This window comes from Actinomadura decatromicini, from assembly GCF_008121305.1.
In the GTDB taxonomy this organism is placed as follows: Bacteria; Actinomycetota; Actinomycetes; order Streptosporangiales; family Streptosporangiaceae; genus Spirillospora; species Spirillospora syzygii.
The window spans coordinates 841,057-855,106 of record NZ_VSRQ01000001.1 but is presented as its reverse complement, the minus strand read 5'-3'; the positions used below and the strand labels follow the sequence as shown (position 1 = coordinate 855,106).

Genomic DNA, 14,050 nt, shown 5'->3' with positions numbered 1-14,050 from the left:
CTGTTCATATGGAACCTGGCCTTTCAGCGGGGGGACTATCTGTGGGAGGTCGCGCGGGCTAACACACGTGCGGCGTACGCCGACAGGGCGGCGAGCAGCACTCCGGCGATGACGAGCTGGACGGTGCCCGGCGCGACGCGCGGCACGGCCAGCGCGGCCCCGGCCTCGGCGGCGAGGGCACAGGTGTAGAGGGCGAGGACGACGCCCACCCGGGCGCACGCCTGCAAGATCAGAGCGAGGAAGAACGCGCAGCCGAGCTCGGCGAAGCCGCCGAGCGTCCGCAGGTTCACCCCGGTCGCGGGGAGCCGCGCGACGATCGCCGCCGCGACGACGAGGCCGAGCAGCGACGCCGCGTACCGGGCGAGGGCGCCGCCGAGCGCGGCGCGGGCGGCGCGCGTGAAGGCGTCCATGCCGGTGTGGGTGCGGAGCAGGTCGTGGACGCGGCGGCGGTAGGCGTACAGGATCCATTCGGCGCCGCCCATCGACAGCGACAGCGACAGCACCGCCACCGTCGTCGTCCCCGCCGGGACGGACCGCCCGGCGAGCGCCGACAGCAGCGTGTACGTGAGGAGCCCCCCGGTCAGCAGGCCGAACAGGGAGAACGGCAGCGCCGACCGGAGGTCGCGGCGGGTGACGACGCGGCCCGGGGCCCGCTTGCGCCCCGGAGCGCGCTTGCGGCCCGGCTCGCGCGGCCGCCGCGTCGCGAGGACCGCCAGCGCGGTCGTCGCCGCGAGCGACATCGCCCACGCCGCCCACACGGCGGTGGGCACCGAGTGCAGCGGGCCGCCGTGGTGCCGGGCGAGCTGGACGGCCGCCGTGCCGACGCCCGGCAGCAGCGCGAGGAACAGCCGGACCTCGCCGCCGTGCACCTGCACGACCGTCGCGGACAGCAGGTAGCAGCCGAGCCCGGCGGACATCGCGGTCGCCATCGCCCCGGCGTCCATCAGCTCGCCCGCCGCGACCGTCACCGGCACGACGAGCAGCAGCCCGGCGCCGAGCCCGTACCGCAGCACGAGCGACGCGGCGTCGCGCTTGCCGTACCCGAGCCGGACGTACCCGAGGTAGGCGGTGCCCTGGCTGACCGTCCAGGCCAGCACCAGGGACAGGACGAGCAGCACGCCCGCCCCGGTCCGCGTCAGCACCGGCGCGCCGACGACGTAGCAGAGTCCGGGCAGCCCGAACAGGACGCCGCGCAGCAGGTGCCGCCACGGCACCGCCCGCCACGGCGCCTCCGACCGCTCGCCCTCCGGCGGGCGGCGCGGCGTGCTCGTGTAGAGGTCCTCGGCGAGGGAGAACACATCGGGGTGGCCGTAACCGCGGGCCGCCTCGTCGTTGATCCCCTCCGCCTCCAGCCCGGCGGTGACCTCCAGCGGGTCGACGGCCCCGGCGCACAGGTCCGCCATGCGCTCGCGCAGTTCCGCGACGCGCTCCCGCCCCGTCCCGACGTCCCCCGGCGCGGCGGTCATGCGAGCCTCGCCTCCGCCTCGGCCGGCGCGCACCGCTCCGTCCCGTCGGCGGCGACCAGCCCGTCGTAGATCGCGCGGAAGGAGTCCACCGCGCGGTCGACGGTGAACAGCTCCAGCGCCCGCTCGCGGGCGGCCCGGCCGAGCCGCCGCCGGGACATCTCGTCGCCGAGCAGCCGCAGGCAGGCGTCCGCCATCTGGCGCGGCTGCCGCGGCGGGACGACGAGCCCGGTGTCGGCGATCGCCTCGGTGACCCCGCCGACGTCCGTCGAGACCGTCACGCGGCCGCAGGTCATCGCCTCGATCAGGGTGTAGGGGAACCCCTCGGAGATGCTGGACAGGACGACGACCGTGCCCGCCGCGTAGGCGTCCTTGATGTCGTCGACCCGTCCCTCGAAGGAGGTGTGCTCGAGGACGCCGAGGTCGCGGGCGAGGTCCTCGCAGCGGGTCTTGTACCGCTCGCCGCCCGCCGGGGTGCCGCCGAACAGCCGCAGCTTCGCCTCGGGGACCTTCTCCCTGACCATCGCGAACGCCCGGATCAACGTCTCCAGGTCCTTGATGGGGTCGACGCGGCCGGCCCAGCTCAGGGTGGGCACCGCGGGCTCGGCGCCGGCCGCGGGAAAGCGCGCCGGGTCGACGCCGTTGTAGACGGTCTCCATGATCTCGGGGTCCGCCCCGCAGCGCACCTCCCAGCGCTGGTTGTAGAGGTTGCAGGGGGTGAGCAGGTCCGCGGCCTTGTACCCGGCGACGCACAGCAGCCGCATGAAGCCGAGCAGCACCGACTTCACCGGGTACGGGTACTGCGCCCGGCGCATCCCGATGTAGCGTTCGCGCAGGTAGATGCCGTGTTCGGTGAGGCAGAACGGTGTTCCGTAGGTCCACTTGGCGGCGAGGCACGGCAGGACGGGGATGCCGTTCGACACCGCGTGCACGACGTCGCCGCGCGGCGGCGGCCCCTGCAGCGGGCGGAGCATGTGCTCCAGCAGGTCGATGGTGGTCAGGGCGTCGTGGACGGTGGGCCGCACGCCGACCTCGTCGAACCGGGCGCGCTGGTCGTTCCAGGCGTCCATCAGCCAGCGGACGGGCCCTTCGGTGCGGAGCGCGGCGCCGAGGTCGTTGGTGCGCCCGAAGTCGAAGAGCCCGCGCAGGATGTGGGGGAACACGTCCGCCATCCGGCCGGACGGGGAGAGCACGGTATAGAGGAACGAGCGGAACAGCCGCTCGAAGCGCCGCGCCTCCCCGCGGGACGGGGGCCGCCCGGAGGGCGGCCCCCACATCGCGACGGGTTCCACGGTCACGTGCCCGGGCAGATCCCAGACGGTGGGCTCCGCTCCGGTGGTGGTGAGCGCCAGGACATTGAACCGGTGTTCCGGCATGCCCCGCACGAGCTGGTCGCACCAGACGCTCACACCACCGAAGTTGTGCGGATAGGTCCCCTCCGTCACCAGGGTGATCTCCAAGGTCAGGCTCCGGGCACCGTGAGCGTCACTCCTCCGGGCACGTAGGCTGACCGGTCGCCGGCGTACGCCTGGCCGAACACCTTGCCGCCCGTGCCCTCCTTCGTCCCCTCCGGCGCGGTGACGGGGATGCTGAGGCCGTCCGGCCCGCTGACCGTGACCTTGCCGTCCTGGACGTAGGCGGTGATGTTGGAGTTGTTCTTCAGCGCGGCCTTCCAGAGGTCCTGGCGGCGCAGTTCGGCGCCGAGCGACGCCATCGGGTCGTTCACGACCGGGGTGTTGTCGTCGAACGCCATCCGGTACTCGCCGAGGACGTTGTCGAGCAGCGTGTACAGGGTCCGGTCCTCGGTGATGTTCGACTGGTGCGCGTAGTGCGGGCGCGGGTCGTTGCCCGTGACGTGCGACAGCGTGATCCGGGTGTCGGACGGGACGATGTAGGACTTGAACCCGGTCTCGGTGGAGAGCGGCTTGATGCAGGTGGTCACGTCCGGGTGGTCCTCGCAGATGCCGCTTCCGCCGTCCGCCCGCTTGGTGTAGATCCAGTTGTACTCGTCGACCTCTTCCTGCTCGGTCCCGACGTTGAAGAACACGCTCATCGGGTGCCGGGGGATCGTCCGCGCCTGCCCGATGGAGCGCATGGCGGGGTCGCGGGAGGCGTCGCCGGCGAGCCAGGTGATGTCGGTCTGGTCGAGCGCCGGGGCGAGGTTCGGGTTGTCGTTGGGCTGCTGCGGCAGGACCTTCATGCCGGAGTGCTCACCGGTGACGACCTCGGTCTTCGGCACCGAGAGGCCGTTCTCCTGGGCCCAGTCGAGGTTCCTGGTGATCTCCTGCTCGATGGTGCTCTCGTCGACGTACTCGATGTCGCCGTCCGAGTCCTTCACGCACTGCCACGGCCGGACCGACGTGTCCTGCTTGCAGCCGAGGAACTTGTGCCCGTAGGTGTGGTTCAGCCAGCGGAACTGGGCCTTGGCCGCGAGGAGGGAGTCGCCCAGCAGGTCGAGGCCGTGATCCTTCCGCCAGTCGACGGTGCCGCCCGCGTTGTACGCCAGGTCGAGCTTGAACTTCTGGTACTGCTGCCACATGGTCGCCTGCACCACGTCGTCGACGTCCATGCGGATATCGGGCGTCGTGACGCCGCTCGGGCAGTCCTCGCCGGGCGTGCAGTTGTCCTTGGTGCTCCACCGCGCGTCGGGCATGAACACGTCGTCGACGTGGACGGCGAGGTAGTTGCGGTTGTAGCCGAGGTGGACGCCCTTGGTCAGCCAGCTGATCAGCCCGTGGCCGAGCGTCCTGGACTGCCACTGCTCGTAGTTGGCGCTGTAGGTCAGCACCATCTCGCTGCGGCCGTCGTGGGTGTAGACGCCCGCGATGGTGCCCGTCTTGTCCTTGATCTCGACGTTCACGAACGGCTTGAACGTCTTCCCGGCGACCTTGTTGTCCGGCAGCGGGGTCGAGACGTAGCCGTAGCTCTCGTCGATGTCGGGGGCGAGGTCGTTGAACCGCACCGGGCCGCGCAGGTACCGGAACGCGTCGGAGCGCCCGGCGGGGAGGACCTCGGCGACGGTGCCGTCGAGGATCCCGGAGTAGGTCGGGGTGTTCAGGCCGACCGCGGCGGACGGGTAGACGTAGGCGTCGAGCTGCCTGATCCCGAACTTCACCTCGTAGTCGGCGATGGCCGTCATCTCGGCGGTGTCCTGGAACGGCGCGTAGTTGGGAAGCACGACCCCCTGGTACTTGGCGCGCGGCGTCCCGTTCACGGTGTCGGAGAGGAAGGCCGCGTCGATCTTGGGGCGGCCCGCGTCGCGCAGGTCGACGGTCTTGTAGGGCACCCCCTCGGCCGCCAACTGGCCGGCGACGGCCGACACCGAGGCGCCGCCGTCGCTGACGACGAGGACCTTGAGGTCGACGCGGGGACCCGCGGCCGAGGCCGCCCCCTGTGGACCGACGGTCAGGACGCCCGCCAACAGCACCGCAGTAAGGGCGCCGAGAGCGGGCCGGCGAAGGAGTTTCACCAAGCCTCCCTGGACAGGATGACGACCGCAATCGAAATTCAACAGCCGTTCACAACGCTGGCAGAAATGGAATTAATAACCTTTGGATCGGGCCTAAGAGATCATGCGGCGGCCTCGCCGGGCAAGTAAAGCCCGGCGGGGGCCCATCTTGGGATGGGCCGGGTCCTAGGACTCCGCGGGCATGCGGAAATCGGTTTTCCGCGGCGCTTTGCCTGGTTAGGGCCGGTCCGTTGCAGGGGGGCCCGAATAAAGTTCGAGCCAGCGCTCGGCCGCGTGCTCGCGGCCGTCCGCGCCGAGCCGTTTGTAGATCTGGTGCGCGTGGTTCTTCACGGTCTTCTCGGAGATGACCAGCCGGCGCGCGATCTGGCGGTTGGTGAGCCCCGCCGCGATCAGCTCCAGGATCTCCGCCTCGCGGGCGGTGAGGCCGCTGTCGTGGCGGCGTGTCCCGCCGCCGTCGTGCAGCCACCGGACGAGCGCCGTCACCACCGGCGGCGACAGGCACGCCTCCCCGCGACCCGCGGTGACGAGCAGGTCAGGGAGGTCCTGTGGCTCGAAGTGGCCGTAGACGAGGCAGCCGTGCGCGCCCGCGGCGATGGCCTGGACGAGCAGCGGCGGGTCCTGCGCGGTGGTGACGACGACGACCCGGCCGCCGGCCCGGGCGAGCCGTCCGATCCCGCCCGCGGGCGGCGGCGAGGCGTCGAGGAGCACCACGTCGGGGGCGTGCGCGCGGACTCCGGCGACCGCGCGGGCGACCGTTCCGCCGCCGGTGACGCGCACCGCCGGAGAAGCGCCGAGCAACGCCTGAAACCCGATCCGCGACATGGGATTGTCGCTGACCACCAACACCCGGACGGCTTTCGCGTCGGACGCCGGGCCGTTGGCACGGTACATCGGAAAATCACCGTTCATGGCACTGTCCCGCAATTCTCCGGGGGCGCGGGCGATCCGGCGGCACGCGACCGAGCGTCGGCACTGTTCGGGACCGGCGCCGGAACATGCGTCAACGATAAAGGAAGCGTGTCCTGAGCAGGAGCCGCGGGTTCCCAACGGACCGCCGTTATTGACCCATTGTGAAAAGTCTTCAACAGGCACTGGAGGGAGAGTGGATCGGTCGCGGGGCGGGACGGACGGGAGTGCCGTTGTGAACGGGACCGGCCGATGTGAACGAAGCCGGGGCGCCGGGGGACCGGATCTCCGGTCGCCCCGACGCCCCGGTCGGGCTCAGCCGATCAGCCGGTGAACGGCGCGAACCGCAACCAGAACCCGCAGTGGTGCTGCTTCGCGATCTCCGAGGTCATCCGGCTGTCCCCGGCGGGCAGCAGCGACATCTGCGCCTGGTTCGCCGAGGTGAACGGCGTCCAGCGCGGGGCGCCCTTGACGGTCGGGTCGCCGCCGCGGGCGAAGCCCGTCCACTCCGCGACGAGCTGCGCCCGCATCGGCTTCTGGTTCGGCGTCAGCGGGGGCTGCCCGGGGAACGTGCCGTGGAACAGGTAGCTGAACTCCCCGACGTGGAACGCGCCCACGGGCTTCGAGTTGTCGATGAACGGCAGCGGCGGCGCGTTGGTGTCGTCGAACCGGTAGGCGTAGACGGGGACGTGCTTGCCGAGCCGCCGGTCGTTGAGCAGCGCCGGGCAGACGGAGCTGGCGTCGGCGAGGACCGTCCGGGACGCGATGTACGGCGCGGGGTCCGGGAACCTGGCCAGCTTGTAGCGCTTCAGGACCTCGGGGGCGTGCGTCCCGTAGTGCTGGTTGATCAGCGCCTCGTACTGGGCCGGGGTCTCGGCCGGGGTCATCTGCGTCTCGTCCCTGGCCACGCCGTGGATGACGGGCACCTTGTTGAAGTCCCCGGTGGCGAACGCCTCGCCCGGCGACTTCGTCAGCGTCTTCCCGTCGACGATCGGCGCGAGCGTGCCCTTGTCGGGGCCGAGGCCGTCACCGGCCGCGTCCAGCAGCGTCTGCACCGGGACCTGGCGCAGGCAGGCGGCGACGTCGGCGGCCGTCCCGCAGCCGACGGCGGCGGCGAACCGGGCCCCGGTCTGCTGCGCCTCGGCCTGGGTGGGCAGCCTGGTCGCGCAGTCCTGGCGCTGCCAGGTGGTGTTCACGCCGAGCAGCCCGTTGTACTCGCCGCTCTCGATGATGCCCTTGGCGAACAGACCGTGCGCGGTGGGGGACGCCATGTTGGCGCACACGCTGGAGCCCCCGGCGGACGGTCCGAAGATGGTCACGTTGGCCGGGTCGCCGCCGAACTTCGCGATGTTCCGCTTGACCCAGCCGAGCGCGGCCTGCTGGTCCTGGAGGCCGTAGTTCCCGGCGTTCGCGCCGAGCGCCGCGTGCGACAGGAACCCGATGATGCCGAGCCGGTAGGTCACCTCGACCTGGATCACCTTGCCCTCGGCGGCGAGGTTGCTCCCGTCGGACGGCGACCCGAGCCGGAACCCGCCGCCGTGCAACTGCACCATGACCGGAAGTGGCCCGCTTCCCGCGTCCTTCGGCACCCGGACGTTCAGTTTCAGGCAGTCCTCGTTGGTGGATCCGGGCATGAAGTCGGCGGGCTGCGGGCAGCGGCTGCCGAGCTCGGTCGCCTGGAGCGGCGTCGTCCAGCCGGGGTGCGGCGCGGGCGGCGCCCAGCGCAGCGCGCCGAGCGGCGGCGCGGCGTACGGGACGCCCAGCCAGTTCGTGACGGCGCTGCCCGCGATGCCGCAGACCGGACCGGTGTCGGTCTGGACGGCGGTGCCGTCCGAGCAGGCGGGCGCCGCGTTCGGGGCCGCCGTCGCGGCGTGCGCGCCGGTCAGCCCGGCGGCCGCGACGACGATGGACAACGCGAGCTTCAGGGCGGTTCTGGGTCTCATTGTGGTCCTCCCAGTCAGAGACCGTGCGGAATCGTGGTGCCCCGATCATTGCAGCGTTGTTCGATAGGAAAACTATCTGACTCAGCCTTGTCCCATAACGGATCATTCCCGTCAGCACGGCAGGCGAAAGGCGGGGACGGAGGGCTCCGTCCCCGCCTTTCGGCCGGTCCAGCGCGGTTCAGCGCGGTTCAGCGCGGGCCGGGCGGGCTACCGGGCGAACGCCTGGAGCTCGGCGGCCCGGACGATCCCGGCCCGCGGGCTCGCGGTCGCGCAGTCGGTGTTGGACCGCGGGTCGTCGTCCTGCTCACCGGCGTAGTGCGGACCACCGGTGCACTGGCTGGAGACCACCTGGAGCCGCAGGTGCGTCGCCGAGACGTCCCGCAGGTCGAACGACCGCATGATCAGGTCGGGCGCGGTCGGCCGCGGACGGTCCGCGGGGAAGGCGTCGGACGGGCTCGTGTAGACGGTCCGGTACGACGTGTTCTGCGTGCAGTCGGCCTTGGTCGCGTCGCAGGCGAGCAGCCGGAACGCGCGCAGCGCCGTGAAGCGGTTCTGCGAGGTGTTCGGGCCCTCCGGGTCGTCCGCGACGGTCGGCCGCAGCAGCGCGCTGACCTGCACCCGCCCGACCCGCACCGGACGGTCCCCGGCGAGGTCGACGGTCACCTGCCGGCCCGCGACCGGCGCCGCGACCGACTGCCAGTTGGTGGTCTCGGTCTCGTCCAGCAGCGCGGGCTGCGAGCCCCCGTCGCCGGACGCGGTCGCGCCGTTCGCGGCGGCGGCCTCGTTGCGGGACATCGACACCGGCAGCGTCCGCTGCGACGCGCGGACCGTCGCGGTGAACCGCTTGTGCCCGAAGCCGGCGCCGACCGCGAGGAACGAGTAGCGGCCGGGCGCGAGCTGGAACGAGTCGCCGAGCGGCGTGGCCGGGTCGGTGTCGGCCACCGGGACGGCCCGCGCCTCGTAGTCGCCCACGTACAGCCGGACCTTGCCGCCCCTGGCGTCGCCGCCGGGCTTGAGCGTCAGGTCGGCGTTCCGCGACAGCGGGGACGCGAAGCTCGGCCGCGCGTCGGCGTCGTTCGGGCCGGTACTGGCCGCGTCCTTGCCGAGGCCGTGCCGCGCGAAGACCTTCCACATCAGCTCGTGGTCCTTGCCGCCGAACCGGATGGCGTCGGCGGCGAGCAGCGCGTTGCGGTGGTCGACGTAGCTGACCGCGCCGCTCGCCATGAGCAGCAGCGCGTCGAACGAGAGCTGCGCCCAGCGCCGGTTGCCCGGGCACTTGGCGACGGGGACCTTCCCCTCGGCGCACTTGCGCTGCAGGGTCGCGTTGCCGCGGCCGTACTCGTCGACGAACGCCTGCCGGACGTCGAACTGCGTGGCCGTCCAGATCTCGCCGTCCGCGTGGACCTGCGTCCCGACGAGGTCGTAGCCGAGGTCGCTGTAGTTCAGCGGGCTCTTACTCATGTCGTAGTTGCGGATGCCGGTGCGCCGGTCGCCGGTCACGTACGCGCCGGTGACGTACTGCGTCAGGCCGGGCGTCCGGAACCCGTACTCGTTGAGGTACTCCATGGCGAACAGGTCGGACGTGCTCTCGTTCATCGCCCCGGCCTGCGCGCCCTGCCAGCCGCCGTCCGGGCCGCCGATCATGCGTCCGGAGATGGCGTGGCTGAACTCGTGCCCGATGACGCTCATGTCGTAGTCGCCGTCGACGCACGGGGAGTAGAACGAGCCCGCGATCGGCTGCCACAGGTACATGTTGGTGATGGCCGGAGTGCCGTCCGGCGGCGTGATCTGGTTGGCGTTGTCGCGGACGGTCCCGAACCGGCCGCCCGCCTGCGCGTTCCCGAGCTCGGGGTCGCCGCCCTTGCCGCCCCGGTTCCCGTTGTCGACCTGCATGTTCCAGGCCGACTCGGTGAACCCGAGCCGGTACGACCAGTCGTGCATCCGGTTGTGCTGGACGAACAGGTTCGAGATGGCCGCTTCGAGGTCGGCCTCCTGCGGGCTGTCCAGCGTCGCCGGGTCGCACTTGCTCCGGAACCACTGGTTGGTCCAGGGGTAGGTGTAGTTGCGGTCGGCCTTGGGCGCGTTGGTGCGCGTTCCGACCGTGAACGGGTCGCTGCTCGCGCGGTTCTCGTAGGTGCGGGCCGCGTTGCCGAGGCTCGTGTTCGTCGACGCGCCGGTCGCCGGGTCGACGTCCCACGGACGTCCGCTGGACGGGTCGCCGCCCGGGACGTACCGGCAGCCGGGCGCGGGCGCGAAGCACCACGTCTGGCGGGTGTCGCGGGACGAGTAGTCGCCCGGCGGCGTCGCCGGGAACACCGACCAGCGCGGGTTGTCGCTGTCGTGGTCGACCAGGTTCTCCCGGACGAGCACCGCGCCCGAGCGGGCGTCGACGTAGGACGTGACGGCCTTCGGCTCGGCGCCGGAGGCGTCCATCAGCGTGACCTGGTAGGCGCTGCGCGCACCCTGCGCGGTGGGCACGGCGACGAGCCGCGCCGCCCGGGCGCTCTTGGCGGCGATGCCCGCGTCGCGCCCGGCGGCCTTGACGGCGTCGTCCCGGGAGAGCGTCGCGGGGGCCGGGGCCGCGCCGTCGCGGGACAGCGTCGAGGTGACCGAGACGACCTTGCCGCCGCTCACCCCGATCGCGACGAGCCCGTCGTATCCGGCGGGCAGCCCGCCGAAGCGCTGGCGGAGCAGGACGGCCGCGCCGTCCCCGATGGGGTTGACGGCGACCTTCTCCAGCGCGGACACGGCGGCGGCGTCCAGGCCGAACAGGTCGCTGTGGCCGGTCAGGTACGCGCGCGCGACCTGCTCCGGCCCGCCGGGCAGGCCGTCGGCGAGGGCGCCGTCGCGGGTGACGACGGCGGGCGTGCCGAGCCGGTTCCAGCGGACGGTGACGCCGCGCGCCGCGCTCTGCTGGCGCGCGGTCGGCGCGAGCAGGCCGGGACGGACGTCCTTGTCCGCCAGTTCGGCGCGCTCGCCTGGCGGCGGTTGCGGACGGGACTGCGGCGGCTCGGCCCGTCCGGGGACGGCGAGGCCGAGTGTGAGAAGGGTTCCGGAGACCGCGACCGCCGTGGCGGCGGTCAAGCGTGTCCTGGGCAAGGTGCCTCCTGGAGCGGGGGGACGGACCAGGCTCGACGCGCCCGGCCGGACGGCCGGGCGCGCACACGAGACAAGCAGCACCTCAACTGGGCAACTACGGCGAATTAGTACGTTTCACACGGGTGTTCCGGAGGCGATCTCCGCCGTTGACAAAAGCCGCCGCGCGTGGGTCGCGAGATCCGTCCGAGCGCGGCGGGGCGGGCGTCGGCCCCGCCCGGCGCCGGGCGAGGACGGCCGTGAGCAGCGCCGCTCCGGCGCGGAACCGCGGCCGGTATTTCGGGTGACCTCATTGACGGATGCTTCCGGAGGAAATACTTTCTGTGGAAAGTAAATGGGAGGCTCGTCATGGTGACCTACCAGTACCGATGCCCGCGCTGCGGGCCCTTCGACCTCGCGCTGCCGATGGGCGAGGCGCGGTCCGAGCAGCGCTGCGCGCTCTGCGAGGGAACCGCCCGCCGGGTGTGGACGGCGCCGTCGCTCACCCGTCCCGGCGCCCCGCTGACCCGGGCGCTGGACGCCCAGGAGGCGAGCAGGCACGAGCCGCGGGTCGTGTCGGGCCCGCCCCCGGCGCGGCGGCGTCCCGCCCCGCCGTCCGATCCGCGCCACGCCCTGCTCCCACGGCCCTGAGGAGGACGCCATGGCGAGCGTGGGCCTGCTCTACGTCGGCGCGGTGCTCTTCCTCAACGCGATGATGCTGCTCGGCCGCGTCGAGGCGCGGGCGGCGGCCGTGCTGAACCTGTTCGTCGGCGCGATGCAGGTGATCCTGCCGACGATCCTGCTGGTCAATGCGGGGGACGACGTGTCCGCGATCGCCGCGGCGGCGGGCATCTACCTGTTCGGCTTCACCTATCTGTACGTCGGCATCGGCCTGCTCGCCGGGCTCGACACCACCGGCGTCGGCTGGTTCTCGCTGTTCGTGTCCGTGGTCGCGATCGTGTTCGCGGGGATCAACTTCTTCGACGCCAAGGACCATCCGTTCGGGGTCATCTGGCTCTGCTGGTCCTTCCTGTGGTTCCTGTTCTTCGTCGTCCTCGGGCTCAAGCGGGACGAGTTCACCGCCTTCACCGGCTGGGTGACCCTCGCCGCGGCGTGGGGCACGGCGGTGCTGCCCGCGTTCCTGCTGCTGACCGACCACTACTCGACGTCCGGCGCGTTCGCGGCGGTCTTCGCCGTCGCCGCGGTCTTCGTCGTCGCCGGGCTGTGGGTCCTCGCCCGGCCGGGACGCACCGGCGCCGCGGCGCCCGCCGAACCCGCCGAACCCGCCGAACCCGCCGAACCCGCCACCGGAGCCTGACCGCCGCCCGCCCCGGCGGTCCAGAAGTTCACACGGCAAACATCTTCAGGAGGTAAGGCAATGCCCGAAGTCGTCTTCAGCGTCGACCAGGCACGATCCATGCGCGAGCAGGCCACGCCCGGCCACAACCGGTGGCATCCCGACATCCCGGCGGCGGCGACCGTCCGTCCGGGAGCGGAGTTCCGGGTCGAATGCCGCGAATGGACGGACGGCCAGATCGGCAACAACGACTCCGCCAACGACGTGCGCGACGTCGACCTGTCGCCGTGCCACATGCTGAGCGGCCCGATCGCGGTCGAGGGCGCCGAGCCCGGCGACCTGCTCGTGGTGGACATCCTCGACATCGGGCCCGTCCCGCAGGAGACCGGGCCGCGGCCCGGCCAGGGATGGGGCTACACCGGCATCTTCGCCAAGCAGAACGGCGGCGGCTTCCTCACCGACCACTACCCGGACGCCTACAAGGCCATCTGGGACTTCCACGGCCAGCAGGCGACGTCCCGCCACATCCCCGGCGTGCGGTTCACCGGCATCACGCACCCGGGGCTGTTCGGGACGGCGCCGTCCCCCGAGCTGCTCGCCCGCTGGAACGCCCGCGAGCAGGCGCTGATCGACACCGACCCGACGCGGGTGCCGCCGCTCGCGCTGCCGCCGCTGCCGGAGGGCGTCCTCGCCGGGAACCTCGCCGGGGACGCGCTCGCCAAGGTCGGCGCGGAGGGCGCGCGGACCGTCCCGCCGCGCGAGAACGGCGGCAACCACGACATCAAGAACTTCACGCGCGGCGCGCGTGTGTTCTACCCGGTGCACGTCGCGGGCGGCCTGCTGTCCGGCGGCGACCTGCACTTCAGCCAGGGCGACGGCGAGATCACCTTCTGCGGCGCCATCGAGATGGGCGGCTTCATCGACTTCCACGTCGACCTCATCAAGGGCGGCATGGAGAAGTACGGCGTGACGAACAACCCGATCTTCATGCCCGGCAACGTCGAGCCGCGCTACTCGGAGTTCGTGTCGTTCATCGGCATCTCGGTGGACCACGAGACCGACACGAACCTCTACAACGACGCGACCGTCGCCTACCGCAACGCCTGCCTGAACGCCATCGAGTACCTCAAGACGTTCGGCTACAGCGGCGAGCAGGCGTACCTGCTGCTCGGCGCCGCGCCGATCGAGGGACGGGTGAGCGGCGTCGTCGACATCCCGAACGCCTGCTGCTCGCTCTACCTGCCGACCGAGATCTTCGACTTCGACATCCGGCCGACGGCCGACGGCCCGCGCCGCGCCGACCGCGGCCAGTGCGCCGTCTCGTCCTGATCCACGCCCTCTGACCCACCGATCGTGGCGGCCCGGCCGCCTCGCCGGCACTAGAACGCCCCGTGTCGTGCCACGCGAGGCAGCCGGGCCGCCGCATCACGCTTTCCGGTTCTCCTTCCGGCGGACGAACTTGAGGCCGGACCAGTCGTCGCCGAGCGCGGCCACCTTGACGTCCACGACGCCGAGCGGCAGGAAGACGTCGCGCAGGTCGTTCTCGGTGATGTCGCTGACGTGCCCGGCGGCCTTGCGCGGCCACGCGATCCAGAGCATGGCGTGGTCGGCCAGGTCGGTGACCAGGTCCGGCCCCTCGGCCGCGAGGTCGCCGAGCTCCCGGAAGAACGCCACGGTGACGTCGGCGTCCGCGGGCCCGCCGGCGGCGACCGCGCAACCGTCGGGGAGGTCCGGAACCGTCCACGATTCCGGACGATGGGTGAATCGCACCCGGTGACCGGCCTTGATGCCGATCTTCTTAGCGAGCGGAGTGCCGGAGTATCCCGAGGTGGCCACGGGCCAACCGTAGCCCGGCCCGGCCACGCTCGTCGCCCGCTCGACCGACCGGTACGGCCCC

The 14,050-nt window shown here is 72.0% G+C and carries 10 protein-coding genes; 3 read left to right on the top strand and 7 right to left on the bottom strand.

Annotation, left to right across the window (positions count from 1 at the left end; all coding sequences use genetic code 11):
- Positions 1-35: 35 nt before the first annotated feature.
- The 6 genes from FXF68_RS03210 to FXF68_RS03185 all read right to left on the bottom strand — a co-directional run bounded on the left by FXF68_RS03210 (position 36) and on the right by FXF68_RS03185 (position 10,880).
- Entirely contained in the window at positions 36-1,466 is a 1,431-nt protein-coding gene (locus FXF68_RS03210) for a hypothetical protein (RefSeq protein WP_148757373.1), read from the bottom strand.
- Positions 1,463-2,908 carry a GT4 family glycosyltransferase PelF gene (pelF, locus tag FXF68_RS03205; protein WP_222869787.1) on the bottom strand — a complete coding sequence of 482 codons (1,446 nt, stop codon included), beginning with the start codon at positions 2,906-2,908 and terminating at the stop codon, positions 1,463-1,465. The genes FXF68_RS03210 and pelF overlap by 4 nt, the downstream gene beginning before the upstream one ends.
- A gap of 17 nt (positions 2,909-2,925) precedes the next feature.
- Positions 2,926-4,932 (bottom strand): hypothetical protein, encoded by a 2,007-nt coding sequence (locus FXF68_RS03200; RefSeq protein WP_222869786.1) that lies wholly within the window; start codon positions 4,930-4,932, stop codon positions 2,926-2,928.
- Between the two features lie 216 nt (positions 4,933-5,148).
- Positions 5,149-5,841 (bottom strand): LuxR C-terminal-related transcriptional regulator, encoded by a 693-nt coding sequence (locus tag FXF68_RS03195; protein WP_148757371.1) that lies wholly within the window; start codon positions 5,839-5,841, stop codon positions 5,149-5,151.
- Between the two features lie 320 nt (positions 5,842-6,161).
- A complete protein-coding gene (locus FXF68_RS03190; protein WP_148757370.1) occupies positions 6,162-7,781 on the bottom strand; it encodes a carboxylesterase/lipase family protein in 1,620 nt (539 codons plus the stop codon).
- A gap of 207 nt (positions 7,782-7,988) precedes the next feature.
- Positions 7,989-10,880: a M36 family metallopeptidase gene (locus FXF68_RS03185; protein WP_148757369.1), complete on the bottom strand. Its 2,892-nt coding sequence runs from the start codon at positions 10,878-10,880 to the stop codon at positions 7,989-7,991.
- Positions 10,881-11,225: 345 nt separating this feature from the next.
- On the opposite strand from FXF68_RS03185, the gene FXF68_RS03180 reads away from it, so the two are divergent.
- The 3 genes from FXF68_RS03180 to fmdA are packed head-to-tail and all read left to right on the top strand — an operon-like array spanning position 11,226 to position 13,482.
- The gene (locus FXF68_RS03180) at positions 11,226-11,507 is read left to right on the top strand and encodes an FmdB family zinc ribbon protein (protein ID WP_148757368.1); all 282 of its coding nucleotides are present in this window, start codon (positions 11,226-11,228) and stop codon (positions 11,505-11,507) included.
- Positions 11,508-11,517: 10 nt separating this feature from the next.
- Positions 11,518-12,174, top strand: a complete 657-nt coding sequence (locus FXF68_RS03175) for an AmiS/UreI family transporter (protein WP_148757367.1) — start codon at positions 11,518-11,520, stop codon at positions 12,172-12,174.
- Positions 12,175-12,234: 60 nt separating this feature from the next.
- Entirely contained in the window at positions 12,235-13,482 is a 1,248-nt protein-coding gene (fmdA, locus tag FXF68_RS03170; protein ID WP_148757366.1) for a formamidase, read from the top strand.
- Between the two features lie 96 nt (positions 13,483-13,578).
- Here fmdA and FXF68_RS03165 read toward each other — a convergent pair whose 3' ends face one another.
- Positions 13,579-13,989 (bottom strand): DUF3052 family protein, encoded by a 411-nt coding sequence (locus FXF68_RS03165; RefSeq protein WP_148757365.1) that lies wholly within the window; start codon positions 13,987-13,989, stop codon positions 13,579-13,581.
- Between the last annotated feature and the right edge of the window lie 61 nt (positions 13,990-14,050).